The sequence below is a fragment of the Rhizobium sp. PP-F2F-G48 genome, from assembly GCF_004342335.1.
Taxonomy (GTDB): domain Bacteria; phylum Pseudomonadota; class Alphaproteobacteria; order Rhizobiales; family Rhizobiaceae; genus Ferranicluibacter.
This window is the reverse complement of record NZ_SLVH01000002.1, coordinates 344,712-369,830: the sequence shown is the minus strand read 5'-3', so window position 1 is coordinate 369,830 and position 25,119 is coordinate 344,712. Positions and strand designations below refer to the sequence as shown.

Genomic DNA, 25,119 nt, shown 5'->3' with positions numbered 1-25,119 from the left:
AGCCGTTACTATCAACCGTTAATGCTATGTTGAGTTCTCGCGTCCTAGCATCCGGTTTTCGGTGGGAGAGAAGTTGCCGCCGGCCCGCGTGAAGACGCGGCCGGTTCGTACTCCCGGAAGCAATGCACTGACGCTGAACGGCGCGCCAGTCTGCGGAGCGGTTTGAGTGGTTCGTTGCGTCCCGCACGGGACGCGCGGCGTGCTGGAAGGAAAGTGAAATGAGCAAAGTCAGCGGCAGCAACGGCGGTGACTCTAAGAATACCCTGTATTGTTCCTTCTGCGGCAAAAGCCAGCACGAAGTCCGGAAGCTGATTGCCGGACCGACCGTTTTCATCTGCGATGAATGCGTCGAGCTGTGCATGGACATCATCCGCGAGGAAAACAAGACCTCGATGGTGAAGTCCCGTGATGGCGTGCCCACGCCGCAGGAAATCATCAAGGTTCTCGACGAATACGTGATCGGCCAGCAACAGGCCAAGCGCATCCTGTCGGTCGCCGTCCACAATCATTACAAGCGCCTGGCGCATTCGGCCAAGGGCAGCGACATCGAGCTGGCCAAGTCGAACATCATGCTCGTCGGCCCGACCGGCTGCGGCAAGACCTATCTCGCCCAGACGCTCGCCCGCATCATCGACGTGCCCTTCACCATGGCCGATGCGACGACCCTCACCGAAGCCGGCTATGTCGGCGAGGACGTCGAGAACATCATCCTGAAGCTGCTCCAGTCTGCCGACTACAATGTCGAGCGCGCCCAGCGCGGCATCGTCTACATCGACGAAGTCGACAAGATCTCGCGCAAGTCCGACAATCCGTCGATCACCCGGGACGTCTCGGGCGAGGGCGTGCAGCAGGCGTTGCTGAAGATCATGGAAGGCACGGTCGCCTCGGTTCCCCCGCAGGGCGGGCGCAAGCATCCGCAGCAGGAATTCCTGCAGGTGGACACGACCAACATCCTGTTCATCTGCGGCGGCGCCTTCGCCGGCCTCGACAAGATCATCTCCGCCCGTGGCGAGAAGACGTCCATCGGCTTCGGTGCGTCGGTAAAGTCTCCGGAGGACCGCCGGGTCGGTGAAGTCCTGCGCGAACTGGAGCCGGAAGATCTGGTCAAGTTTGGCCTCATTCCCGAATTCATCGGCCGTCTGCCCGTTCTGGCGACGCTCGAGGATCTCGACGAATACGCCCTGATCCAGATCCTGTCGGAGCCGAAGAACGCGCTGATCAAGCAGTATCAGCGCCTGTTCGAGATGGAAGACGTGGAACTGACCTTCCACGAGGACGCGCTGCGCGAAATCGCCAAGCGCGCCATCATCCGCAAGACCGGTGCCCGCGGCCTTCGCTCGATCATGGAAAAGATCCTGCTCGACACGATGTTCGAACTGCCGACGCTGGAAGGTGTCCGCGAAGTCGTCATCTCCGACGAGGTCGTCAAGGGCTCCGCCCGCCCGCTCTACATCTACTCGGAGCGCACGGACGAGAAGGCCAACGTTTCGGCGTAATGGCTGGAGATTGGAATTTGGGGGCTCGCAGCGATGCGGGCCCTTTTTTGTTGGGATCAGGGGGGCGCAGGAGCGGCCGGCCGGCGTGTAAGGGAAGGGCGGGTGCCCGACGTCTCCCCATCGACGCCACGAACCCTACCGAATTCGGCGCATATTCCACCTCCTCATTCGACCATTGCTAAATCAGGGCGCGGGCGCGATGATGTGACGGTTTCGTGTCGTGGGCCGGGGGTCCGAATCAAGAGGCGTCGGTCGCGTGGCAAGGTCCGCGACAGTCACGTAGCCTCTACTGTCCGATACGCTTCGAGGATCGCTGCGAATGCCGCCGGGATTGGCGACGGGGCGGGTCACCGAAGGGTTGAAAACGGGTCTCGCAACCTCCACTTCTGACAGTGGAAAAAGTGATGACCGGAAGCACCCTTGAAGTGCTTCGGGTAACGCTCCCGGAAACGGGACGGAAAGGAAATGACATGACGAACAAAACGTCTCCGGCAGCCGAGAGCGGGACCTTCCCAGTCCTTCCCCTGCGTGACATCGTGGTGTTCCCCCATATGATCGTGCCCCTCTTCGTGGGTCGCGAAAAGTCGATCCGTGCCCTGGAAGAGGTCATGGGCACCGACAAGCAGATCATGCTTGCGACCCAGATCAACGCCGGCGACGACGATCCGGAGCCCGCCGCGATCTACCAGATCGGCACCATCGCCAATGTCCTGCAGCTCCTGAAGCTGCCCGACGGCACCGTGAAGGTGCTGGTCGAGGGCCGTTCGCGCGCGGAAATCGACGGCTATACCCGCCGCGAGGAATTCTACGAGGCGATGGCGCATCCGCTGGCCGAACCCGCGGAAGACCCCGTCGAGATCGAGGCGCTGTCGCGCTCGGTCGTCTCCGAGTTCGAGAGCTACGTGAAGCTCAACAAGAAGATTTCGCCCGAGGTCGTCGGTGCCGCCAGCCAGATCGAGGACTACTCGAAGCTGGCCGATACGGTCGCCTCGCATCTCTCCATCAAGATCGTCGAAAAGCAGGAAATGCTGGAAACGACGAGCGTGAAGGGGCGTCTTGAAAAGGCGCTCGGCTTCATGGAAGGCGAGATCTCGGTTCTTCAGGTCGAGAAGCGCATCCGCTCGCGCGTCAAGCGCCAGATGGAGAAGACCCAGCGCGAATACTATCTGAACGAACAGATGAAGGCGATCCAGAAGGAGCTTGGCGACGGCGAGGAAGGCCGCGACGAGATGGCCGAACTGGAAGACAAGATCAACAAGGCCAAGCTCTCCAAGGAAGCGCGGGAAAAAGCCGACGCCGAGATGAAGAAGCTGCGCCAGATGAGCCCGATGTCGGCGGAAGCCACCGTCGTGCGCAATTATCTGGACTGGCTGACGGGCATTCCGTGGAACAAGAAGTCGAAGGTCAAAACCGATCTCAATGCCGCCGAAAAGGTGCTGGAGCTCGATCACTTCGGTCTCGACAAGGTCAAGGAACGCATCGTCGAGTATCTCGCCGTGCAGGCACGTTCGCAGAAGATCAAGGGTCCGATCCTCTGCCTCGTCGGTCCTCCGGGCGTCGGCAAGACGTCGCTCGCCCGCTCGATCGCCAAGGCGACCGGCCGCGAATACATCCGCATGGCGCTGGGTGGCGTTCGTGACGAGGCCGAGATCCGCGGCCACCGCCGGACCTATATCGGCTCGATGCCCGGCAAGGTCATCCAGTCGATGAAGAAGGCGAAGAAGTCCAATCCGCTCTTCCTGCTCGATGAAATCGACAAGATGGGCCAGGATTTCCGTGGCGATCCGTCGTCGGCCTTGCTCGAGGTGCTCGATCCGGAACAGAACGCAACGTTCATGGACCACTATCTGGAGGTCGAATACGACCTTTCGAACGTGATGTTCATCACGACGGCGAACACGCTGAACATTCCGGCGCCTCTGATGGACCGCATGGAAGTGATCCGCATCGCCGGCTATACGGAAGAGGAAAAGCTGGAGATCGCGAAGCGCCACCTCCTGCCGAAGGCCATCGCCGACCACGCCCTGAAGCCTGCCGAGTTCTCGGTGACGGACGGTGCGCTGATGGCGGTGATCCAGACCTACACCCGCGAGGCGGGCGTCCGCTCCTTCGAGCGCGAGCTGATGAAGCTCGCCCGCAAGGCGGTCACCGAAATCCTCAAGGGCAAGGCCACCCGCATCGAGGTGACGGCCGAGAACATCCATGACTATCTGGGCGTTCCGCGCTTCCGCCACGGCGAAGCCGAGCGCACCGACCAGGTGGGCGTGGTCACGGGTCTGGCCTGGACCGAGGTCGGCGGCGAACTGCTGACGATCGAAGGCGTCATGATGCCCGGCAAGGGCCGCATGACGGTGACGGGCAACCTGAAGGACGTGATGAAGGAATCGATTTCGGCGGCGGCCTCCTATGTCCGCTCGCGCGCCATCGACTTCGGCATCGAGCCGCCGCGTTTCGACACGAGCGACATCCACGTCCACGTTCCCGAAGGGGCGACCCCGAAGGACGGTCCGTCGGCCGGCGTTGCGATGGCCACCGCCATCGTCTCGATCATGACGGGCATTCCGGTCGACAAGAATGTGGCCATGACGGGTGAGATCACCCTGCGCGGCCGGGTTCTGCCCATCGGCGGCCTGAAGGAAAAGTTGCTCGCGGCGCTCCGCGGCGGGATCAAGAAGGTGCTTATTCCGGAAGAAAACGCCAAGGATCTGGCGGAGATTCCGGACAATGTGAAGAACAACATGGAGATCATCCCCGTGTCGCTGATCGGCGAGGTTCTGAAGCACGCTCTGCTCCGCATGCCGGAAGCCATCGAATGGGATCCGGCAAAGAACGTCGCGCCGGTCAAGGTCGCGACCGATACGGACGAAACCGCGCCCGGTTTCGCGCACTGACACGGCTGTCCGGGAGGGCGCTCGAAGCGTTCTTCCGGAACCGTCCCGACACGCGGCGCCGTTGATTCTCGCGCGTCGGGAAAGTGCTCCCGCACCGTTATCCATCGCTTTAACAGTGGAAGACCGGCCCCCAGGCCGGTCTTTTTTCGTAAAAATCACCGCAAAGCCTTGCATTTCCGGGCATTCGGCGCGATTGGGTTGCCAAGGCGACCGTTGCGACGATGGCACGGCCGCCCGAAAACAAGTCGTTTCGGACCAAGTTGAAAGGGTGGAAACATGAACAAGAATGAGCTCGTATCGGCGGTTGCCGAAAAGGCCGGCATCACGAACAAGGAGGCTGCCGCCTCTGTCGAAGCACTGTTCGACGTGATCCAGGGTGAACTGAAGAACGGCGGCGACGTTCGCCTCGTCGGCTTCGGCAACTTCACCGTCAGCCGTCGCGAAGCCTCCAAGGGCCGCAACCCCTCCACCGGTGCAGAAGTCGATATTCCCGCGCGCAACGTTCCGAAGTTCGCGGCCGGCAAGGGCCTCAAGGACGCCGTCAACTCCTAAGGCAACAGGATCCCGGCGCGGCGGAAACGCATCGCCTCGGGATCGTGACAGGCCGAGTTTACGGCCGGGCGCCGACCATTCCTCGCGAATGCCGTCAGGCCGCTCGATCGTCGCAAAGCGCTTCGGTGCGGGATCACGGGCTTTTCCGGTTCCCGCATCGGCAAGCGGAAGGAGAGGGCGCAGGCCGCTCTCCTCGTCTTCGGGCCCGGGTTTTCTCGGGCCTTTTTCGTGCCTGTCATTCCCCTGTCATATGCGCGCTCCAGAAATCGCAGCCGGTGCCGCGCGCGACGATGCAGGCGGCAGCGCGGCGCAGAGCGCCGTGGACTTGTCGAGGGGATGTCTCATGAAAACCGTATCCGTCACTGCCGCGCTCGCGGCCCTGCTTGCGACCTCGGTGGCCGGCAGCGCCGTTGCAGAGCCCGTCTTCAATCGTATCGCGTCCTTTGCCGTTGCCGACAACCTGCCGGCCGGAGCCGACCGCAAGACGGTGACCTCCGCCGAGATCGTCACCGCGACGGACGACGGCATGACGCTGATCTATTCCGACAGCCCTCTCAAGGCGATCGGCTTCATCGACATCACGGACGCCGCGGCCCCCAAGGCAGGCGGCATCGTCGCCTTCGACGGCGAGCCGACCTCGGTGACGGTCGCCGGCCCCAAGGCGCTCGTCGCCGTCAACACGAGCCCGAACCGGGCGAACCCGTCGGGCCGGCTTGCGGCCGTCGATCTGGCCAGCCGTCAGGTGACGGCGAGCTGCGAACTCGGTGGCCAGCCGGATTCGGTCGCCGTCAACAAGGACCGGACTCTGGCGGCCATCGCCATCGAGAACGAGCGCGACGAGACGGTGAATGACGGGGCGCTGCCGCAGATGCCGGCCGGTGATCTCGTCATCGTCAAGCTCACCGACGGCACGCCGGACTGCGCCAGCATCCGTCACGTCGCTTTGACCGGACTGGCCGAGGTCGGGGGCGAGGATCCGGAGCCGGAATTCGTGTCCTTCAACGGCCGCGACCAGATCGCGCTGACGCTGCAGGAGAACAACCAGATCGTCGTTCTCGACGGGCGCTCGGGCAAGATCGTCTCGCATTTCTCCGCCGGCACGGTGGATCTCGACCGGATCGATACGAAGCGCGACGGCAAGCTGTCCTTCACCGGATCGCTGAAGGGCGTGGCCCGCGAGCCGGACGCCGTGAAATGGCTCGACGACGACCGGCTGGTGGTGGCGAACGAGGGGGACTGGAAAGGCGGCTCGCGCGGCTTCACCATCTTCGACACCAGCGGCAAGGTGCTCTACGAGGCCGGCGCGCGCCTCGAACATGCGGCGGCGGCCATCGGCCACTATCCGGAAAAGCGCTCCGCGGCCAAGGGTGTCGAGCCCGAGGGGCTGGAAGCGGCGACCTTCGGTGCGGACCGCCTGTTCTTCGTTCTGGCCGAGCGCGCCTCGCTCGTCGGCGTCTACAAGGATACGGGCGCCGAGCCGGAGCTGCTGCAGCTGCTGCCGTCGGGCATCTCCCCGGAAGGCGGCATCGCCATTCCCGCCCGCAATCTTCTTGTCACCGCCAACGAGGCCGATCTGGTCGAGGACGGCGCGGCGCGCTCGCATGTGATGATCTACGAGCGCAAGGAGGGCAAGGCCGCCTATCCGCAGATCCGCTCGGTGGAGAAGGATGGCGTGCCGATCGGCTTCGGCGCCCTCTCGGGTCTCTCGGCCGTTCCGGGCCAGCCTGGCAAGCTCTATGCGGTGAGCGATTCGGTCTATGGCGCCGAGCCGCGCATCTTCACCATCGACACGACGAAGAGCCCGGCCGAGATCACCGATGCGCTGACGATCACCCGCGACGGTGCGCCGGCGCAGAAGCTCGACATCGAAGGTATCGTCGCGACCGAGGACGGCTTCTGGCTCGCCTCCGAAGGCAATTCCGACAAGCTGGTGCCGCATGCGCTGTACCAGGTGAATGCCAAGGGCCAGATCAAGAAGGAAGTGCCGCTGCCCGAAGAGCTGCGGGCCGCAGAGACCCGCTTCGGTTTCGAAGGCATCACCATCACCGGCGAGGGCGACGACGTCACCCTGTGGATGGCGGTGCAGCGGGAATGGAAGGACGACGAGAAGGGCTTCGTCAAGCTCGTCTCCTACAAGCCGAAGTCGGAGGCGTGGGGCGCTGTGCGCTATCCGCTCGAAAAGAAAGGCGAGGGCTGGGTCGGCCTCTCCGAAATCACCGTTCACGGCGACTACGCCTATGTCATCGAGCGCGACAATCTCGTCGGGCAGGCGGCAAAGCTGAAGAAGATCTTCCGCGTGGCGCTTGCCGACCTGAAGCCCGCCAAGCTCGGTGGCCCGCTGCCGGTCGTCGCCAAGGAAGAGTTCCGCGATCTGCTCCCGGACCTCAAGTCGCTCAACGGCTATGTTCTCGACAAGGTCGAGGGCTTTGCGATCGACGGCACCGGCACCGGCTACGTCGTCACCGACAATGACGGCGTCGACGACAGCTCGGGCGAGACGATGTTCTGGAGCATCGGCAAGATCGACGCGATGTAGGAACCACTGCCGGATGGGGACCGGGTCTGCCTGCGGCAGGTCCCGGCCTCTCTGCAGGTTTGCGGTTCAGGTCCGAAACGGGACCGCGCGTGGTCCGGCCCTCAGGCCTCGCGCGCCGCGGGCGGGGCTTCCGCGGCCTCTTCCTGTTCGCGCCGCTCGCGGATTTCGTCGGTGCGGCGAACGAGCTTGCTGACGATGTCGTGCAACTGGTCGAGCTGCTCGTCGTCGAGGGCCGAGAAGATCTCCTCGATCAGCTGCTTGCGCGGATGTTCCGCAGCTTCGAGCGCAATGCGTCCGACATCGGTAATGGAGACGATCTTGGCGCGGCGATCTTCCGGGTCCGGCTGGCGCACCACCAGCTTGTCGCGCTCCAGCCCGTCGATCGCTTCGGTCACCGTCCGCGGCGCGAAGTTGAGCGCGCAGGCGATGTCGGTCGAGCGGCAGGGGCCGAGCTTGTTGAGGAAGAACAGGAATTTGCTGCGGGCCAGCGACACGCCTTCCTCCGTCATCGACTGGTTGATGAGCCGGTGAACGCGATGATAGAGCTCGAACAGCTTGTCGGAGACGTCGAAAGTCGTTTTCATAGAGTGGAGATGGACGTTCTGAGGGCCCATGTCAAATGCCATCGCGGCGATGTCGGAGCGCGCCGCGTGAATGTGGATCGGGGTTTCTCAAGCGCAACACAGGGCGTGAAAGCATGGCGCCTCGCCGCATCCGGCCGCAGCCCGCGCTTTGGCGCCACACGCCCAAGGCCCGGTGGAAAGACACAGCCAAACCCGCCGAAACGATTGACGTCCGCGCGCCGGCAGGGCCATGGTCGGGCATGGCTTTCCGCTTCGTACACACCGCAGATCTTCACCTCGATTCTCCCCTCCGCAGTCTGGCGCTCCGCAACGGCGAGCTGGCCGAGCATGTCCGCGGCGCAACCCGCGCCGCGCTGACGGCGATCGTCGATCTCTGCATCGCAGAGGCGGTGGACGCGCTTCTGATCGCGGGCGACCTCTATGACGGTTCGCAGACCTCGATGAACACGGCGCTGTTCCTGATGGGCGAGATGCGGCGGCTGGAGATGGCGGGCGTGCGCGTCTTCGTCATTCGCGGCAACCACGACAACCAGTCGGCCATCCGCCGCGAACTGACCTTTCCCGACAATGTGCACGTCTTTTCCAACCGCACGAAATCGGTCAAGGCGGCGACCCTGCCGGATGGGCGCGCCGTCTACATCCACGGCATCGGCTTCGACCAGCCGCATGCGCCCGACAGTCTGCTGCCGTCCTTTCCCGGTCCGCAGTCCGACAGCGTCAATATCGGCATGCTGCATACCAGCCTTGCCGGGGCACCCGGACACGATCTCTACGCACCCACCAGCGTGGCGGAGCTTGCCGCGCACGGCTTCGACTACTGGGCGCTCGGCCATGTGCATCATCGCCTCGTGCACAGCGAGACGCCGCTGATCGTCATGCCGGGCATGCCGCAGGGCCGCGATATCAACGAGGCCGGCGCAAAGAGCGTGACGCTGGTCACGATCGAGGCGGGCGGCCAGATCCATCACGACGAGCGGCGGATCGGCAGCGCCGTGTTCGAGCGGGCGACAGTCGATCTCACGGGCGTATCGGAATGGCGCGCGCTTCTGGCCCGCATCGGCGACGATCTCGCGCGGCGCGTAGCGGCGGCCGGGGCGCAGCACCTCATTCTGCGGCTGCACCTGATGGGCGCCACGCCGCTCGCCTTCCGGCTGAAACGCGACCCGGCCTTTCTCGCCGACGAGGTGACCGGGCTTGCCAACGCTCTGCCCGGCTGCTGGGTGGAGAAGATCGAGATCGACTGCCAGGCGCCCGATCTGGGGACAACGGCCGGCGCCGAAACCGGCCTCGATCCCGCCGCCGAACTCTCGGCGCTGATCCATGGCGACGTGCTCGGCTCGCACGGCTTCCGCCAGCAGGCGGCTGATTTGATGACCGAGCTTCTCGGCCAGCTGCCGCGCGAATTGCGGGAAACCTTCGGCACTGACGAGGCAGCCGTCGAGGCGCTGCTTGTCGAGATCGCGCGCGACGGCAGCGACGAGGTGCTGGCGCATGTGCGGGCCGGTGAGGGGGATCTCTGATGCGTCTGTCCGCCCTCGATCTCGTCCGCTACGGCAAATTCACCGGCAAACAGCTCGACTTCGGCCCGGCAAGGCCGGGAAAGCCGGACCTGCATCTGGTCTACGGCCCGAACGAGGCCGGCAAGTCGACGCTGTTTTCGGCGGTGCTCGACCTGTTTTTCGGCATCGAAGGCCGCAGCGCCTACAATTTCCTCCACCCGTACCCAGCCATGCGCATCGGCGCGACGGTGGAAACCGGGGGGCGCAGCCAGTCTCTGTTTCGCGTCAAGCGGCAGCAGAACACGCTGATCGACGCCAATGATCAGCCGCTCCCCGAAGGCCTGCTCGCCAATGCCTTCGGCACGGTGGACCGCGCCACCTACCAGCTGATGTTTTCGCTCGATGACGACAGCATCGAAAAGGGCGGCGAGAGCATTCTTCGCAGCGAAGGCGAACTCGGCTCGCTCCTGTTTTCCGCCAGTTCCGGCCTGCCCGATCTGACCGGCGTCATGGCCGACCTCAAGGGCCGGACGGACGCCTTCTACCGCCCGCAGGCGCGCAAGCACCGGCTGGCGGAACTCAAGGCCGAACTCGATGCGCTGAAGGACGAGCGCGCCGCCATCGATGTCAGCCAGCGGGAATACACGGCGCTGCGCAAGACGCGCGATCTCGCGACGGAGCGGCACGAGGCGGCGCTCGCCGCGCGCGCCGCGCTGCGCGTCCAGTGGGACGCGGCCAATGCGAAGCTCGACGGCCTGCCGCTCCTCCTGCGGCTGCGCGCGTTGCGCGGCGAACTGGCGATGCTCAGCGACCTGCCGGACCCACCCGCCGTCTGGCACCAGATGTTGCCGGACCTCCTACGCGCGGAGACCGAAATCGGCACCCGCCTGACGCAGGTCGCAGCCGATATCGCCCGCCGCTCTCAGGAGCGGGACCTGCTCGCGCGGGACGAAGCCGTTCTGGGGCTGCGCGCCGAGCTGCGCCATCTGGAAAGTTCCGGGCTCGAGGCACGCTACCGCACGGCGGCCCAGGACATGCCGTCGCGGACGCAGGAGCGTGCCGCCGTTTCCGCCGATCTCGCCGCGCGATTGCTGCAGCTCGGCCGGCATACGGATGAGGACCCGGCGGCCCTGCTCATTCCCGCCGCGACCATCGGCAAGCTGCGGGCGCTGGCCGAGACGCATGCCCGGCTGACCGAACGGCAGGAGGCCGCCCGGCGCGAGCTTGCCCTGACGGAGGCAGCCCACCGCGCGGCGGTGGAGCGCGCGGAAACGATCGGCGAGGCGCGGGCGGGCCAAGCGCCGGGCGCGTCCTCGACCGGCGATCTGCAGGCGCTGTCCGACCTGTTGCGGGCGCTGCGGCGCGAGGATTTCCCGCTGCGCCAGAAGGCGGCGCGCGAAGAGGCGGCGCGGCTCGAAGATCTCCTGGCCGACCAGCTGGCAGCGCTTGCCGGACGCCACGATGCCGACAGCCTCGCGCTGGCGGCCGTTCCGGCAGAGGGCGATCTGGCCGACTGGTCGTTTCGCAGCGAGCGGGTGGGCGCGCAGCTTCGCCTCCTCGACGAGCGTCGCGCGGAGATTGCGCTGCAGCTTGCCACCGCGCAGGCCGAGCGCGAGACGCTGCTGGTGCAGGCGGAATTTGCCGATGATGATCGCGTGGCCGAGCTTCGCCGGGCGCGGGACGACGCCTGGCGGGCGCACCGCAGCCGGTTGACGCCCGACACGGCCGAAACCTTCGAAAGCGCGCTCGACAGGGACGACCGGGCGAGCGCCCTGCGGCTGACGCAGACGGAACAGATCGCCCGCAGCCGCGCGCTTGCGGTCACGATCGCGGATCTCACCGCGCGGCAGACGGCCTATGATCGACAGCGCGCGGAACAGAGTGCGGAACGCAGCGCGGTCAGTGATGCGATCGCGCAGGCGGCGGAGGCCTGCCATCTTGCCCCAGACCTGTCGCTGCCGCGGCTGGAGGACTGGCTGCAACGTCGCCTGAAGGTGCTGGAAACGCGAACCGCCCTGCGTGGCATGCGCCAGAAACAGGTTCAGGCCGATGCCGACGAGGCGAAGGCCATGGCTCGGCTCGCCACCGCATTCGGCGACGAAGCGGCGCTGCCGGACGATTTCGAGACGGCGCTCGCCTTCGGCGAGCGTGTGCTGGCGTCGGCCCAGGCGGATGCCGCCGAAGGCCGCTCGCTTTCGGACAATCTCCAGCGCACGGAAGCCGCGCTCGCATCGCGTCGGCGCGATGCGGAGGCGGCGGGTGCCGCGGTGGCGGCCTGGGCGCAATCCTGGGCGGCGCTTCTCTCCGGTCTCTGGCTTGCACCCGGCGACGCGGCGCCGAGCCCGGCCGAGGTCATGCCGACCCTCGCCGTGCTGGCCGAGATCGACCGTTTCGTCCAGCGTCGCAACGATTTCGACCACCGGATCCAGGCGATGGGGCGCGATCAGGCAGCCTTCGTCCATGTGATCGAGACCTGCTGCGCGCGGCTCGATCTCGTCGTCGGCGACGACCCGCTCGCGATGTTCACCACGCTGCAGCAGCGGGTGGCGGCCGCCGAGCAGATCGAGGCACTGTACGACCGGTTGTCGCAGGAGCTGGACGAGCGCGCGCGGGAGGCGCAGGCGCTGGTCGAGGCACAGGAGCGCCACGAGGCCGGCAAGCGCGACATGCTCGCCTTCTTCGGCTGCACCGAGCTTGGCGATGTCGCGGGTCATCTGGAAACCGCCAAGGCCCGGACGCGGCTGCGCGAGCGCATCGCGGAAACGGAGGCCGACCTTGCCGCGCGCCTGCGCGTCGGGACGGCGGAGGAGGCCGAGATGGTGCTCGTCGCGCTGGACGAGGAGGGCCTGCGTCGGGAGGCGGCGGAACTCGCCGCGCGTCACGACGAGGCGGACCGCATGGTGCAGGATCGCCATGCCGAACTGCGCGAGGCGGAGCGGGGGCTGGAAAAAGCTGCGGGCGACGATGCGGCCGCCCATATCGAGGAACGCCGCCGCACGGTGCTCGCCGATATAGACGAGCAGGCGCTCGCCTATCTGCGCCTGCGCTCGGGCCTGCTCGCCGCCGACATGGCGCTGCGGCTCTACCGGGAACGGCATCGCAGCGCGATGATGCAGCGGGCGTCCTCGGCCTTCGCCACCATCAGCGGCGGAGAGTATGAGGGGCTTTCGACGGAGATGGAAAAAGGGACGGAGTTCCTTCTGGTCCGCTCGGTTTCGGGGGCGACCAAGCTTGCCAGGGACCTGTCGAAGGGGACGCGCTTCCAGCTTTACCTCGCGCTGCGCATGGCCGGCTTCCACGAAATCAGCGCCCAGCGCGAAGCCCTGCCGTTCATCGCCGACGATATCATGGAGACCTTCGACGACGGCCGCGCCTTCCATGCCTTCCGGCTGATGGCGGATATGGCGGGCGTCGGGCAGGTCATCTACCTGACGCACCACGAGCACCTCTGCGAGATCGCGCGCAAGGCTTGTCCCGACGTGGTTCTGCACCGTCTCTGAGGCATTGCGGGACCGCGGGCGCCGCGCCGGACTTGAGGCCGGCGGCAACTGGCCCTATAGGAAGGCACCGTGTCGGCGCCCCGAGGGGTTGACGGCGAGCCTGCAGGGCAGGCGGACGGACAATCGAGGTGGGCCATATCCGGCCGGAGACAGCGATGAACAATTTCCATGTCGGCCAGAAGGTCGTCTGCATCGACGACAAGTTCAAGAACGTCTCGATCGACCAGCTGATCCGCAAGGGCGAGATCTATACCATTCGTTGGGTCGGGGCCTACAGCCACTATATCGACGGCGAGTTCATCGGCGTGAAGCTGGAGGAAATCCACCGCGGCAATGATGACGGCCCGGAAGGCTATGGTGCGGCCGACATGCCCTATCGCGCGACCCGGTTCCGCCCGCTGCTGAAGGACCGGCTTTCGACGCTGAAGAACCTGCTGGCCCCGACGCCCAAGGGCGAGGCGCCCTATGCGCCGCCGGCCCCCGAGGAGCCGAAGCGCGCCGCGCCCAAGCGGGAAAAGGAAAAGGTGGATATCTGAGCCGGGTGGATATCTGAGCCAGACGGGCCGACGTCGTCCGGTATCTGGAAGGCGACGCCTCAGCGCCCGGTCTTGGCGCGGGCGCTGTCCTGCAACAGATCCTGCAGCGCGGCTTCGCTGATCATGCCGCACTGGAAGACGTGAATTCTGCGCGCGGCGGCAATGTCGCCCGTTTCCGCACCGGCGGTGCAGTGATCCGCAAAGACGCGCTCCAGCGCTTGGCCGCCGCGAGAGGCGTGGCGTGCGTCCGGATGCGCGTCGGCGACAAGGCCGAATTCTCTTGTGGTCATGGCGATCTCCACAGCTTCGACGGGCGTGCACCGGGGCGGCCACGCACGTGTACAGGCGCCCGATTGTACAGGACCTGGCTGGACTGGCGATGACCAGATCTGACCTGTCATTCATCGCAGGATCGATGAATTTTTCAAATCGTCGTGAAAAATCCTACGCGACAGGCATGACGCGGTCATGACCGTTCCGTGACATTGCAGGGGCGGAGTTAAAAGGCAGGGTCTCGCGTCAGAGCGCGGATGCGAGCAGGCGTCCGACATCCGTGACATTGAACGGCTTCTGCAGCACGGGCGCTGAAATGCCGGAGCCTTCCAGCCCTGCCGCGCCATAGCCGCTGGCGAAGACGAAGGGGATGCCGCGCGTTTCGAGCTGGTGTGCGATCGGGAAGGACTGTTTGCCCGCAAGATTGATGTCGAGGATGGCGATATCGATGTCGAGGGTGCGGGCGAGATCGAGGGCCGGCTCCAGGCGCATGGCGATGCCGGCGATCTCGCAGCCGAGCTGGAGGATGAAATCCTCCATGAGGAGCGCGACCAGCATCTCGTCCTCGACGATCAGCACGCGTTTTCCGGAAAGCTTATCCAAGGCCGACGCTTTCGCGGACGGCGGCAAGTGGCGCCGACAGTTCGAACACGAGGCCGTCGGGCCTGTGGTGAATGCGCACGGTGCCGGTGAGTTCGACGGGAAGCGCGCGTTCGAGGAGATGGAACCCGAAGCCGCGCCGCTGCGGTGGATGCACCGGCGGCCCGCCCTTTTCGCGCCATGTCAGCCGGAAGACCTCCTGATCCTCCATCCGTGTCGTCTCGCAGACGATCTCCACGCGACCCTCATTGCGCGACAGGGCCCCGTATTTCTCCGCATTGATGGCGAGTTCATGGAGGGCGAGCGCGATGGACAGGGCTGCATGCGGCTCGAAGCGGAGCGGATGCGCGGTGATCTCCAGCCGGGAATGGTCGGGATCGTCATAGATCGACAGCGCCGTCTCCAGAACGTCGGACAAATCGGCACCCGTCCAGTTCTGGGCGGTCAGCATGTTGTGCGCCCGCGACAATGCGAGAATGCGGCCGTTGATCGAGTCCGAAGCCTCCTTCAGCGACATCGCGCCGCGCAGCGTCTGCGTGGTGATGGCCTGAACCGAGGCGAGCGTGTTCTTGACGCGATGGTTGAGTTCGTTGACGAGCAGGCGCTGCCGATGCTCGGCGATGACGCGCTCGGTGACATCGGACCCCTGAACGAAGATATGCGTGACCTCGCCGCTGTCGGCCTTGATCGGCTGGTAGACGAAATCGACGTAACGTTCCTCGGCACCGATCTCGGCCGAGCGAATGAGAACGAGGCGTTCGGACCAGCGGCTGACGGGCTCTCCGGAATTATAGGCCTGATCGAGAAGCGCCTCGAAGCCCTGGCCTGCCAGTTCCGGCAAGGCTTCGCCGACCGGTTTGCCGATGACGTCCCGGTCGCCGATCAGCGACTGATAGTTCGGGTTGACCATTTCGAACACATGGTTTTCGCCGCGCAGCATGGCCATGAAGGTCGGTGCCTGGGCGAAAAGCTGCAGCAGGCGCTCGTGCTCGCGGGCGATCCGCTGGCGTGCCAGCACCTCGCTCGTCGTTTCCACCACGATGGCGATGACGCCTGCGGGCTTTCCCGCCTCGTCGAGCACCGGGGAGTAGTCGAGGTTCATCCACACCTGTTCCGGCACGCCGCGCCGATGCAGCGTCAGTTCCTGATCGCGATAGGCAAGCGTGCCGCCGGCAAGCCCCACCCGCATGACATTGTCGTTGAAATCGGCGATCTCGGCCCAGCCCTCGCGAACCTTGGAGCCCAGGAGCTGCGGGTGCCGCTTGCCGGCAAAGCCGGAATAGGCGTCGTTGTAGATCATGATGCCGTGCTCGCCCCAGAGCATGACGATCGGCACGGGAGACTGAAGCACGAGGGCCGTGGCCGTGCGAAGGCATCCGGGCCAGGTCTCCACCCGTCCGATCGGCGTGGCACCCCAATCGAATTCGCGGATCAGCTGCCTGATTTCGCCACCATTCCCGAGAAAGGCGAACGCGTCTTCGGCCTGGTTGTTCTCGGCCATTCCCACCACCGTTTGTCAGTCCGTCTGTCTCCGAGGCTGCGACCTGCAGTGGCGCGGCCCTCGTTGTAGGACGAAATAGCAATCCCGTTTCGTCTGGCAAGATGTCGTTGCGAGAAGTCGCGACGTCATCCGGAACAATCGCGCCGTTTGACGGGTTGCTAAGACAGCGCGCGCGCCGACAGATGCGCCCGCGCGCGGGAGGATGGACATCATGAGCAGCAATGTCGAACCGAGGAAATTCGGGCACGGAACGATGGAGGGCAACAAGGATGTCGATGCGTGCAAAACGAACCTTGCCGACGCCTTCCAAGCGATCACCCGGAGCGGCGATGTCAGCATGGGCTCGGCGGCCGGTGCCGAACTGCCGGACGAGCTGCAGGAGCTCGTCAAGCAGGCGGAGGCCTCCGGCTGGCACCGCGACGTGGCGGAAGAGGCGATTCGCCAGCTGGCGCGCGAACTGCTCGGAGCCCGCGGCGCCGCATTCGACTGATGCCCGTCTGAGGTTGGCACCCGTCTGAGGTTGGCACCCGTCTGAAACTGGAACGAGACCGATGAGGAGACGATCATGCTCAAATCCCTGATGACTGAGATCTTCGGCGTCGGCCCGCATCCGGAAGAAACCTCCGGCAACCTGCACGATCTGCAGTGGGAGAAGCGCGTGGTCGTGATCTTTTCAGACCCCGCCGGTATAAAGTCGGATGCCCAGTTGCGGGCGTTGAAGGCCGACACGGAGGGCTTGCGCGATCGCGATCTCGCGGTCTTCACCGTGAATGGCAACGATGTCCGCCCGGAATTCGGCTCCGATGTCGTGCCGCAGGCACATATGCTGCGCAAGGAGCTCGGCTGCACGCCCGGAACCTTCGCGCTCGTGCTGGTGGGCAAAGACGGGCATGTGAAAGCCCGGTTCGATGATGTCGTCGATCCCGCCGTGCTGTTTGCCGAGATCGACAGCATGCCGATGCGCCGGGCCGAAATCGACCGATAGGTCTTCCCGGCGCGCAACAGTCCCTTGCCGATGCGACCATTTTGACAGGAGATATCATGTCCAACGTACCCGATCCCATCCTCCCCCCGGTCCCCGGCAATCCGCCGTTCCCCACGCCCATGCCGCCGATCACCGAACCGGAGCCGGACAGGCTGCCGGACGAGACGCCGAACCCCAATCCCGACGAGAACGACGCGCCCCCGCTGTCGGTATGACGATGGGCGGCCAAGGTTGCGCACAGCTTCTTTGGGCAAAATCTCGCTGGACGGTCCGACATCGACGGAGCAAGGAAACGATGCGACGGCAACCTCCGGCTGTCGCATGTTTCGTGACCGGAGCATGGCGCCGGAGGCTGTCCTGCACGCGAAGCCATGGGATAGATGGCCTTTGACGTAAGGTGCGGTCGACGGTGTGACGCGTTCGCGTGCGGCTGGGCTGCCGGCCGTCTCGATGGTGTTCGGGTCTCCATCAGCGGCTTTTTATGCAACTTTTTCGACGCAAACCGCATCCCCGCATCTCCGGTCAACGCCGGATGACGGTGCCCGACAAGGGTTGCGTTTCCCCGATTTTTCGCCTTTGCTGCCGCTTTGGCGCCCCGAGATGGCGCAAACGGGCAAGGAGAGTATCGATGACCGCACCCCTGTTGGCACGCCGGTTTCACCCGGCAACGACAACCGTGACACGGAACCTGCGACGCGTCGCCCTGATCGGCTCGCTGCTGCTGGGCGCGAGCCCTGCGCTGGCCGAGGTCGTTCTCAATCGCGGCAATGCCGGCGAGCCCCAGACGCTCGACCAGGCGCACACCTCGATCAATATCGAGGAATTCATTCTCAAGGATCTCTACGAAGGCCTGACGATCTATGATGCCAAGGGCGAGATCGTGCCCGGTGCTGCGGAAAGCTGGACGGTTTCGGACGACGGCACCGTCTACACCTTCAAGCTGCGCGACAACGGAAAGTGGTCGGACGGCTCTCCGGTGACGGCGGAGGACTTCGTGTTCTCGCTGAAGCGCGTCGAGGATCCGAAGACGGCAGCCGGCTATGCCAACATCCTCTACCCGATCAAGAATGCCGAAAAGGTCAACAAGAACGGCGCACCCCTCGACGAACTGGGCGTGAAGGCCATCGACGCGAAAACGCTGGAAATCACGCTCGAACGATCGACGCCCTATTTCCTGGAACTGCTGGCGCACCAGACGGCGCTGCCGATCTCCAAGGCGAGTTTCGAGAAGAACGGTACCGATTTCGTCAAGCCGGGGGTCATGGTGTCGAACGGCGGCTTCAAGCTGACCGAACACGTCGCCAACGATCATCTGACGCTTACCAAGAACGAGAACCACTGGGATGCGGCCAATATCAAGCTCGACAAGGTGGTCATCTACCCGCTCGAGGACCAGGCCGCGGCCGTGCGCCGCTATGAGGCGGGCGAGCTGCAGGTGAACTATAATTTCTCCGCCGACCAGATCGAGCGGCTGAAGACCCAGTTCGGCGACGAGGTGCATATCTCGCCGGCGCTTGCGACCTACTATTATGTGTTCGACACGCGCACCGCCCCGATGGATGACGTCCGCGTGCGTCGCGCGCTCTCCATGGGCATCGACCGCGACTTCCTCGCCAAGGAAATCTACAGCGGCTCGCAGCAGCCGGCCTACGGCTTCGTTCCCCCGGGCCTGCCGGACTATGGCACGCCGTCCGTGGCCGATTTTGCGACGAAAAGCCAGCTCGACCGCGAGGACGAGGCGCTCGCGCTCCTGAAGGAGGCCGGATACGGCGACGGCGGCAAGCCGCTCGAGATCGAGATCCGCTACAACACCAACCCCAACCACGAGCGCGTTGCGACCGCCGTCGCCGACATGTGGAAGACGGCCTTCAACGCCAAGGTGACGATGGTCAATCTCGACGTCTCCTCGCACTATGCCTACCTGCAGGAGGGCGGAAAGTTCTCCGTCGCCCGCGCCGGCTGGACAGCCGATTACGGTGATCCGGAAAACTTCCTCGGCATGAACACGACGAGCAACAAGACGTTCAACTATGCCAAGTGGAGCAATGCCGACTACGACGCGCTGATGGCCAAATCCAATGACGAGAAGGATCCCGCAGCCCGCGCAAAGCTGCTGCACGAGGCCGAGACGATCCTGATGAAGGAACAGCCCGTGGCACCGCTTCTCTACCAGAACGAGCTGTGGCTCGTGTCGAAGAAGGTCAAGGGCTGGGTCGACAATGCCAACAACCAGCACCTGAGCCGCTTCCTCAGCATCGCCGAGTAAGGCGCGCGCGGACGGGCGTCGGCGGCTGTTTTCGGCGCCGGCGCTCGTGGCCCTTTGCGAGAGCGCGGTCGCGAGATCCCATGCGGGGGTCCGCACCGTGCGTCGTCATCGTTCCCGATGTGTTTTCAACGACCGCAGCCACCAGAGCATCGCCCCGTCAGTTCGCGACAGCGTCGTTCAGGGCGCTTGCGGCTCGTGCTTTCCGCCCTCCCATGGAGACGGCCATGTTATCCTTCGTTCTTCGCCGCCTGGCGAGCGCCGTGCCGACCCTCTTCATCGTCGTCACGATCTCGTTCTTCCTCATGCGGTTCGCCCCGGGCGGTCCGTTCAACCTCGAACGCCCGCTGTCGCCGCAGACCATGGCCAATATCAACAAGGCCTACGGGCTCGATCTGCCGCTGTGGCAGCAATATCTGCGCTATCTCGGCAATGTCGTGCGCGGCGATTTCGGCCCGAGCTATATCTATCGCGACAATACGGTCGACCAGCTGATCGGCATGGGGCTGCCCTATTCGATCGAACTCGGCCTGTGGGCACTGGGCGTGGCGCTGGTGGGCGGCGTTGCCGCCGGCACCTTTGCGGCCCTGCGGCAGAACAGTTTTCTCGATGTCGCCATCATGAGCCTGTCGACCGTGGGCGTCACGGTGCCGAATTTCGTCATCGGCCCGGTTCTGACGCTGGTCTTCGCCGTCATGCTGTCCTGGCTTCCGGCCGGCGGCTGGGGCGACGGGTCGCTGCGGTTTCTCATCCTGCCGATGATCGCGCTCGCGCTGCCCCAGCTCGCGGTTTTTGCCCGCCTCACGCGCGGCGCGATGATCGAGGCGCTGCACACCGACCATATCCGCACCGCGCGCGCCTATGGCCTGCCGGCGCGCACGGTGGTGGTGACGCATGCGATGCGCGCGGCCATGTTGCCGGTCGTGTCCTATCTCGCACCCTGCGCCGCAGCGTTGCTGACCGGCTCCGCCGTCATCGAGACGCTGTTCACCATTCCCGGCGTCGGCCGCTTCTTCGTGCTCGGCGCCATCAATCGCGACTACACGCTGGTCATGGGCACGGTCGTGCTGATCGCGGTCTTCGTCATCGTCTTCAACCTGGTGGTCGATATTCTCTACGGCCTGCTCGATCCGAGGGTTCGCCATGAGTGATCTCGCCCAGATGCCGGCCGTCCTGCCGGAAGCGGCCAGCCGCAGCCTGTTCCAGCTCGCCGCCATGCGCTTCCGGCGCAATCGCGCGGCCATGGCCGGCAGCGTCGTGCTGGTGCTCGTCGCTTTGTTCTCGTTCCTCGGGCCGCTGTTCATCAGCCACGCCTATGATCAGGTCTTTCCCTCCTACGTCTCCGTGCCGCCGAGCCTCGAGCCGCGGCCCGGTGCCGACAGTCTGGAGGGCGCGATTTCTTCGGCCGCAGCACGAGCCCGGGTGACGCTGCAGGCCTTCGACGTGGAGGGGCAGACCTTCACCGCGACCTTCACCTCCGACGCCGCGATCGATCCGCGCACGACACGCTACATCGACCGCGCCAACGAGTTCGACGACACCAAGGTCACGGAAACGCGCGACGACGGGCGGACCATCGTGGTCGAGGGTCGCGTGTCGCGCGAATATTTCCTGTTCGGTACCGATTCGAACGGCCGGGACCTCGTCGCGCGCGTCATGCTGGGCGGGCAGATCTCGCTCGCCGTCGGCCTGCTGGCCAGCCTCGTCTCGCTCGGCATCGGCGTTCTCTACGGCGCGACCTCGGGCTATCTCGGCGGCCGGGTCGACAACGTCATGATGCGCTTCGTCGAAATCCTCTACTCACTTCCCTTCGTGTTCCTCGTCGTCGTGCTCGTGGTGTTCTTCGGCCGCTCCTTCATCCTCATCTTCCTCGTCATCGGCGCGGTGGAGTGGCTGGATATGGCGCGAATCGTCCGCGGCCAGACGCTGGCGCTGAAGCGACGCGAGTTCGTGGCGGCGGCCCAGGCGCTGGGGCTAACCGACTGGCAGATCATCCGCCGGCATGTCGTGCCCAACACCATCGGCCCGGTCGTCGTCTTTGTCACCGTCGTCGTGCCCAAGGTGATCCTGCTCGAAAGCTTCCTCTCCTTCCTCGGCCTCGGCGTTCAGGCGCCGCTGACGAGCTGGGGCGCACTGATCTCGGAAGGGGCGAACAACATCCAGTCGGCCCCCTGGCTGCTGATCTTCCCCGCCGTCTTCTTCGTTCTCACGCTGTTCTCGCTCAACTTCGTCGGCGACGGGCTGCGCGACGCACTCGATCCGAGGGACCGCTGACATGTCGGAACCAAAAGACATCATTCTCGACGTTCGCGATCTCAAGGTGACCTTCGATACGCCGGACGGGCCGGTCGAGGCCGTCAAGGGCATCGACCTCGACGTGCGCGCCGGGGAAACGCTCGCCGTCGTCGGCGAAAGCGGCTCCGGCAAGAGCCAGACCATGATGGGCATCATGGGCCTGCTCGCCGCCAACGGACGCGTGACGGGCCGGGCCGCCTATCGCGGGCAGGACCTGATCGGCCTGCCGGTGAAGGCGCTGAACGCGGTGCGCGGCGCCAAGATCACCATGATCTTCCAGGAGCCGATGAGTTCGCTCGATCCGCTCTACACGATCGGCCGGCAGATCTCCGAACCGATCGTCCACCATCGCGGCGGCAGTTTCCGGCAGGCGCGGACGCGCGTGCTCGAGCTTCTCGACCTCGTCGGGATTCCCGACCCGCAGCGGCGGATCGACAGCTACCCGCACGAGCTTTCGGGCGGCCAGCGGCAGCGCGTGATGATCGCGATGGCGCTCGCCAACGATCCCGACATTCTCATCGCGGACGAGCCGACGACGGCGCTCGACGTGACGATCCAGGCGCAGATCCTCGATCTCCTCCAGGCGCTGCAGGCGCGTTTCGGCATGGCGGTGGTGCTCATCACGCATGATCTGGGCGTCGTGCGGCACGTGGCCGACCGCGTCGTCGTCATGCGGCGGGGCGAGGTGGTGGAACGGGGCCTGACAGCGGACATCTTCGAGCGGCCACAGGCCGAGTACACGAAGATGCTGTTGGATTCCGAGCCGCGGGGCGAAAAGCAGCCGGTTCCGGCCTCCGCGCCGGTTCTGCTCGATGGACGACAGGTCTCGGTCGACTACGCGACCGGCGGCGGCCTCTTCTCGAAACGCTCCGGCACTTTCCGCGCGGTCGACAAGGTCAGCATCCGGCTCTGCGAAGGCCAGACGATCGGCGTGGTCGGCGAATCGGGCTCGGGAAAGTCGACGCTCGGACGGGCGCTGTTGCAGCTCGTCCCCGCCTCGGGGACCATCCGTTTCGACGGCCGGGATATTTCAGGCTTCGACAGAAAGGCGATGCGTCCGCTCCGGCGCGAGATGCAGCTTGTGTTCCAGGACCCCTTCGGCTCGCTGTCGCCGCGCCAGACGGTCGGCGAGATCATCACCGAGGGGCTTTACGTCCACGAGCCGGACCTGAGTCGCGCCGACCGCGACAAACGCGCCATCGCGGCGCTGAAGGAGGTCGGCCTCGATCCGCAGGCGCGCAACCGCTACCCGCACGAATTTTCCGGCGGCCAGCGGCAACGCATCGCCATTGCGCGGGCGATGATTCTCAAACCCCGCCTCGTCATCCTCGACGAGCCGACCTCGGCCCTCGACCGCTCGGTGCAGGGACAGGTCATCGACCTCTTGCGCCGCCTGCAGGACGCCCATGGCCTTTCCTACGTCTTCATCAGCCACGACCTCGCCGTCATCAAGGCCATGGCCGACTACGTCATCGTCATGAAGGACGGAGAGATCGTGGAGGAGGGGGAAACGGAGGCGCTGTTTGCAGCCCCGCGCCAGGCCTACACGCAAACCCTGCTCAGCGCCGCCTACACGGCGTGACGCGGGACGAGCCGGCGCGCTTGGCGCGCGTCGGCTGCTGCGGGCGCAGGCGATCGTAGAGTACGGCCGCAACACGGGCAAACCGCAGGCTGAGACGCTGGAAAGAATAAGAAGCAAGGCGGGGGAGAATGGTGGGCGATGACGGACTCGAACCGCCGACATCCTCGGTGTAAACGAGGCGCTCTACCAACTGAGCTAATCGCCCGCCGCGTTGGTGGCCGTGATGTATTCGGAACTGTCGTAAACCGCAAGGCCGGATCGTTGGTTTTCCGAACTTTTTTGAAGACGTGGAGCCGAGGCCGCTGTTTCCCGGAATTCTGCGGTTCCGGGGCAGGCTGGCAACGGTGTTTTCGGGCCGAGCGGCATGATGACGGGGAGGGGGACAGCGTCTGTGGATAAGCCGTTTCTTTTTCCAAGATGCGGAAAAGGAGAGGTTTTTCAACGCGAGACCCTGCCATTCAAGGATTTGTCGAAGGCTTGGCGGGGCAGCGCAGGCGGGTCGTGCGCAAGAAAATCCAGTTTGTCATGATTTTGTATTTGAACGCGCTTGACACTCCCCGAAACCCCCCGTAAACAGCCGCTCATCGAACGGCGCAACGCCGGACGGTCACGGAAGACGGACTGAAAAGAACGGTTTTCCAAACAATGCGCGGGTGTAGCTCAGTTGGTTAGAGTGCCGGCCTGTCACGCCGGAGGTCGCGGGTTCGAGCCCCGTCACTCGCGCCATTTTACTTTCACAGTAAAATGAAAATGTCGATCAGCGGTCCTCGAAAGAGGACCGCGACATTTTGCCCTTCTGCCCTTTGAGGGCTCCCCGAGACTGGTAATTTCTCCCGAACAGACTATGTAGGTTGCATGCCCGTATGGCCTCGGACATGATCCGGCCGACCGGGATGGAACCACGAAATAGCGCGACTCTTCATTCGCTTGAACGAGCGGATGAAAACAGAATGCGAGGCTTGCGCCATGGCGCGGGCTGCGCTAACGACTTTGGCGTTGCAACATTTTTCGGCCTGCAGGCAGACGCCAATCGCGCCTTACCGGTGCGGCCGCGGGCAGGGACAAAATAATGACAGACCTTCTCGGTTCTTATATCCCGATCGCCATCTTCATCGGCATTTCGCTGGTCATCGGCCTGGCCCTTCTGGCCGCGCCGTTTGCGGTTGCCTTCAAGGCGCCGGACGACGAAAAGCTTTCGGCCTACGAGTGCGGCTTCAACGCGTTCGACGACGCGCGCATGAAGTTCGACATCCGGTTCTATCTCGTGTCGATCCTGTTCATCATCTTCGATCTGGAAGTCGCCTTCCTCTTCCCCTGGGCCGTCGCGTTCAAGGGCATGGGCTGGTTCGGTTTTTGGTCCATGATGGCCTTCCTCGGCGTGCTGACCATCGGCTTCATCTACGAATGGAAGAAGGGAGCGCTCGAATGGGAGTAGCAACCACGACCCCTCTGGTGGCGCAGTCCCCCAAGGGCATCATCGATCCCGCGACCGGCAAGCCGGTCGGCGCGAACGATCCGTTTTTCGGCGAGATCAACAATGAGCTTGCCGACAAAGGCTTTCTCGTCACTTCGACCGACGAGCTGATCAACTGGGCCCGGACGGGCTCGCTGATGTGGATGACCTTCGGTCTCGCCTGCTGCGCCGTGGAAATGATGCAGATGTCGATGCCGCGCTACGACGCCGAACGCTTCGGCTTCGCGCCGCGCGCCTCGCCGCGCCAGTCCGACGTGATGATCGTCGCGGGGACGCTGACCAACAAGATGGCGCCCGCGCTCCGCAAGGTCTACGACCAGATGCCGGAGCCGCGTTACGTGATCTCGATGGGCTCATGCGCCAATGGCGGCGGCTACTATCACTATTCCTACTCGGTGGTGCGCGGCTGCGATCGCGTCGTGCCTGTCGATATCTACGTGCCGGGCTGTCCTCCCACGGCAGAAGCGCTGCTCTACGGCGTGCTCCTGCTGCAGAAGAAGATCCGCCGCACGGGCACGATCGAACGCTAGGCCAAACGATAGGCCCATGCGG

20 protein-coding genes and 2 tRNA genes are annotated in these 25,119 nt (G+C 64.8%); 17 read left to right on the top strand and 5 right to left on the bottom strand.

What is annotated here, in order from left to right:
• Positions 1-218: 218 nt before the first annotated feature.
• From clpX to C8J36_RS06340, 4 genes are all read left to right on the top strand, one after another.
• Complete coding sequence (gene clpX / locus C8J36_RS06355) at positions 219-1,496, top strand: ATP-dependent Clp protease ATP-binding subunit ClpX (RefSeq protein WP_062596659.1); 1,278 nt, start codon at positions 219-221, stop codon at positions 1,494-1,496.
• 470 nt (positions 1,497-1,966) lie between these two features.
• Positions 1,967-4,387, top strand: coding sequence for an endopeptidase La (gene lon / locus C8J36_RS06350; protein ID WP_062596658.1), 2,421 nt, complete (start codon positions 1,967-1,969; stop codon positions 4,385-4,387).
• Positions 4,388-4,663: 276 nt separating this feature from the next.
• Positions 4,664-4,939 carry a DNA-binding protein HupB gene (gene hupB / locus C8J36_RS06345; protein ID WP_062468444.1) on the top strand — a complete coding sequence of 92 codons (276 nt, stop codon included), beginning with the start codon at positions 4,664-4,666 and terminating at the stop codon, positions 4,937-4,939.
• A gap of 343 nt (positions 4,940-5,282) precedes the next feature.
• Entirely contained in the window at positions 5,283-7,475 is a 2,193-nt protein-coding gene (locus tag C8J36_RS06340; protein WP_132533475.1) for an esterase-like activity of phytase family protein, read from the top strand.
• Positions 7,476-7,576: 101 nt separating this feature from the next.
• Here C8J36_RS06340 and C8J36_RS06335 read toward each other — a convergent pair whose 3' ends face one another.
• Positions 7,577-8,059: a MarR family transcriptional regulator gene (locus tag C8J36_RS06335; protein ID WP_062596656.1), complete on the bottom strand. Its 483-nt coding sequence runs from the start codon at positions 8,057-8,059 to the stop codon at positions 7,577-7,579.
• 239 nt (positions 8,060-8,298) lie between these two features.
• On the opposite strand from C8J36_RS06335, the gene C8J36_RS06330 reads away from it, so the two are divergent.
• The 3 genes from C8J36_RS06330 (at position 8,299) to C8J36_RS06320 (ending at position 13,594) form a co-directional block, all read left to right on the top strand.
• Positions 8,299-9,579: a DNA repair exonuclease gene (locus tag C8J36_RS06330; protein ID WP_132533473.1), complete on the top strand. Its 1,281-nt coding sequence runs from the start codon at positions 8,299-8,301 to the stop codon at positions 9,577-9,579.
• Positions 9,579-13,058, top strand: coding sequence for an AAA family ATPase (locus C8J36_RS06325; protein ID WP_132533471.1), 3,480 nt, complete (start codon positions 9,579-9,581; stop codon positions 13,056-13,058). Before C8J36_RS06330 ends, C8J36_RS06325 begins: the two co-directional genes overlap by 1 nt.
• Positions 13,059-13,213: 155 nt before the next feature.
• Complete coding sequence (locus C8J36_RS06320; RefSeq protein ID WP_132533469.1) at positions 13,214-13,594, top strand: CAP-Gly domain protein; 381 nt, start codon at positions 13,214-13,216, stop codon at positions 13,592-13,594.
• 59 nt (positions 13,595-13,653) lie between these two features.
• Here C8J36_RS06320 and C8J36_RS06315 read toward each other — a convergent pair whose 3' ends face one another.
• The 3 genes from C8J36_RS06315 to C8J36_RS24800 form a co-directional block, all read right to left on the bottom strand.
• Positions 13,654-13,884 carry a hypothetical protein gene (locus C8J36_RS06315; RefSeq protein ID WP_132533467.1) on the bottom strand — a complete coding sequence of 77 codons (231 nt, stop codon included), beginning with the start codon at positions 13,882-13,884 and terminating at the stop codon, positions 13,654-13,656.
• Between the two features lie 229 nt (positions 13,885-14,113).
• On the bottom strand, positions 14,114-14,470 hold the full coding sequence (locus C8J36_RS06310) for a response regulator (protein WP_132533465.1): 357 nt from the start codon (positions 14,468-14,470) through the stop codon (positions 14,114-14,116).
• Positions 14,463-15,968, bottom strand: coding sequence for an HWE histidine kinase domain-containing protein (locus tag C8J36_RS24800; RefSeq protein WP_165914972.1), 1,506 nt, complete (start codon positions 15,966-15,968; stop codon positions 14,463-14,465). Before C8J36_RS24800 ends, C8J36_RS06310 begins: the two co-directional genes overlap by 8 nt.
• 211 nt (positions 15,969-16,179) lie before the next feature.
• Between C8J36_RS24800 and C8J36_RS06300 the strand changes: the two genes are divergently transcribed.
• From C8J36_RS06300 to C8J36_RS06275, 7 genes are all read left to right on the top strand, one after another.
• A complete protein-coding gene (locus C8J36_RS06300; RefSeq protein WP_132533463.1) occupies positions 16,180-16,458 on the top strand; it encodes a hypothetical protein in 279 nt (92 codons plus the stop codon).
• A gap of 75 nt (positions 16,459-16,533) precedes the next feature.
• Positions 16,534-16,953 (top strand): DUF4174 domain-containing protein, encoded by a 420-nt coding sequence (locus C8J36_RS06295; RefSeq protein WP_062596649.1) that lies wholly within the window; start codon positions 16,534-16,536, stop codon positions 16,951-16,953.
• Between the two features lie 56 nt (positions 16,954-17,009).
• Entirely contained in the window at positions 17,010-17,168 is a 159-nt protein-coding gene (locus C8J36_RS24795; protein ID WP_165914971.1) for a hypothetical protein, read from the top strand.
• Between the two features lie 413 nt (positions 17,169-17,581).
• Positions 17,582-19,219 carry a peptide ABC transporter substrate-binding protein gene (locus tag C8J36_RS06290; protein WP_132533461.1) on the top strand — a complete coding sequence of 546 codons (1,638 nt, stop codon included), beginning with the start codon at positions 17,582-17,584 and terminating at the stop codon, positions 19,217-19,219.
• Positions 19,220-19,443: 224 nt separating this feature from the next.
• Entirely contained in the window at positions 19,444-20,367 is a 924-nt protein-coding gene (oppB, locus tag C8J36_RS06285; protein WP_062596647.1) for an oligopeptide ABC transporter permease OppB, read from the top strand.
• Positions 20,360-21,490 carry an ABC transporter permease subunit gene (locus C8J36_RS06280; protein WP_132533459.1) on the top strand — a complete coding sequence of 377 codons (1,131 nt, stop codon included), beginning with the start codon at positions 20,360-20,362 and terminating at the stop codon, positions 21,488-21,490. Before oppB ends, C8J36_RS06280 begins: the two co-directional genes overlap by 8 nt.
• Position 21,491: 1 nt before the next feature.
• Positions 21,492-23,093 carry an ABC transporter ATP-binding protein gene (locus C8J36_RS06275; RefSeq protein WP_132533457.1) on the top strand — a complete coding sequence of 534 codons (1,602 nt, stop codon included), beginning with the start codon at positions 21,492-21,494 and terminating at the stop codon, positions 23,091-23,093.
• A 129-nt stretch (positions 23,094-23,222) separates the two neighbouring features.
• Here C8J36_RS06275 and C8J36_RS06270 read toward each other — a convergent pair.
• A tRNA-Val gene (locus tag C8J36_RS06270) sits at positions 23,223-23,298 on the bottom strand.
• A gap of 444 nt (positions 23,299-23,742) precedes the next feature.
• Here C8J36_RS06270 and C8J36_RS06265 point away from each other — a divergent pair.
• The 3 genes from C8J36_RS06265 (at position 23,743) to C8J36_RS06255 (ending at position 25,097) form a co-directional block, all read left to right on the top strand.
• Positions 23,743-23,819 (top strand) — tRNA-Asp (locus C8J36_RS06265).
• A 343-nt stretch (positions 23,820-24,162) separates the two neighbouring features.
• Positions 24,163-24,528: an NADH-quinone oxidoreductase subunit A gene (locus C8J36_RS06260; protein WP_062468417.1), complete on the top strand. Its 366-nt coding sequence runs from the start codon at positions 24,163-24,165 to the stop codon at positions 24,526-24,528.
• Positions 24,519-25,097, top strand: a complete 579-nt coding sequence (locus tag C8J36_RS06255; protein WP_062596644.1) for an NADH-quinone oxidoreductase subunit B — start codon at positions 24,519-24,521, stop codon at positions 25,095-25,097. Before C8J36_RS06260 ends, C8J36_RS06255 begins: the two co-directional genes overlap by 10 nt.
• Positions 25,098-25,119: the final 22 nt, after the last annotated feature.

Excerpts from the sequence above, each read along its gene's own strand:
- oppB (WP_062596647.1), top strand. The coding sequence starts at position 19,444 with ATGTTATCCTTCGTTCTTCGCCGCCTGGCGAGCGCCGTGCCGACCCTC.
- C8J36_RS06295 (WP_062596649.1), top strand. The coding sequence starts at position 16,534 with ATGCTCAAATCCCTGATGACTGAGATCTTCGGCGTCGGCCCGCATCCG.
- C8J36_RS06290 (WP_132533461.1), top strand. The coding sequence starts at position 17,582 with ATGACCGCACCCCTGTTGGCACGCCGGTTTCACCCGGCAACGACAACC.
- C8J36_RS06315 (WP_132533467.1), bottom strand. The coding sequence starts at position 13,884 with ATGACCACAAGAGAATTCGGCCTTGTCGCCGACGCGCATCCGGACGCA.
- C8J36_RS06325 (WP_132533471.1), top strand. The coding sequence starts at position 9,579 with ATGCGTCTGTCCGCCCTCGATCTCGTCCGCTACGGCAAATTCACCGGC.
- C8J36_RS06275 (WP_132533457.1), top strand. The coding sequence starts at position 21,492 with ATGTCGGAACCAAAAGACATCATTCTCGACGTTCGCGATCTCAAGGTG.
- C8J36_RS06255 (WP_062596644.1), top strand. The coding sequence starts at position 24,519 with ATGGGAGTAGCAACCACGACCCCTCTGGTGGCGCAGTCCCCCAAGGGC.
- C8J36_RS24795 (WP_165914971.1), top strand. The coding sequence starts at position 17,010 with ATGTCCAACGTACCCGATCCCATCCTCCCCCCGGTCCCCGGCAATCCG.
- C8J36_RS06330 (WP_132533473.1), top strand. The coding sequence starts at position 8,299 with ATGGCTTTCCGCTTCGTACACACCGCAGATCTTCACCTCGATTCTCCC.
- C8J36_RS06340 (WP_132533475.1), top strand. The coding sequence starts at position 5,283 with ATGAAAACCGTATCCGTCACTGCCGCGCTCGCGGCCCTGCTTGCGACC.
- C8J36_RS06300 (WP_132533463.1), top strand. The coding sequence starts at position 16,180 with ATGAGCAGCAATGTCGAACCGAGGAAATTCGGGCACGGAACGATGGAG.
- C8J36_RS06260 (WP_062468417.1), top strand. The coding sequence starts at position 24,163 with ATGACAGACCTTCTCGGTTCTTATATCCCGATCGCCATCTTCATCGGC.
- clpX (WP_062596659.1), top strand. The coding sequence starts at position 219 with ATGAGCAAAGTCAGCGGCAGCAACGGCGGTGACTCTAAGAATACCCTG.
- C8J36_RS24800 (WP_165914972.1), bottom strand. The coding sequence starts at position 15,968 with ATGGCCGAGAACAACCAGGCCGAAGACGCGTTCGCCTTTCTCGGGAAT.
- lon (WP_062596658.1), top strand. The coding sequence starts at position 1,967 with ATGACGAACAAAACGTCTCCGGCAGCCGAGAGCGGGACCTTCCCAGTC.
- C8J36_RS06280 (WP_132533459.1), top strand. The coding sequence starts at position 20,360 with ATGAGTGATCTCGCCCAGATGCCGGCCGTCCTGCCGGAAGCGGCCAGC.
- hupB (WP_062468444.1), top strand. The coding sequence starts at position 4,664 with ATGAACAAGAATGAGCTCGTATCGGCGGTTGCCGAAAAGGCCGGCATC.
- C8J36_RS06320 (WP_132533469.1), top strand. The coding sequence starts at position 13,214 with ATGAACAATTTCCATGTCGGCCAGAAGGTCGTCTGCATCGACGACAAG.
- C8J36_RS06335 (WP_062596656.1), bottom strand. The coding sequence starts at position 8,059 with ATGAAAACGACTTTCGACGTCTCCGACAAGCTGTTCGAGCTCTATCAT.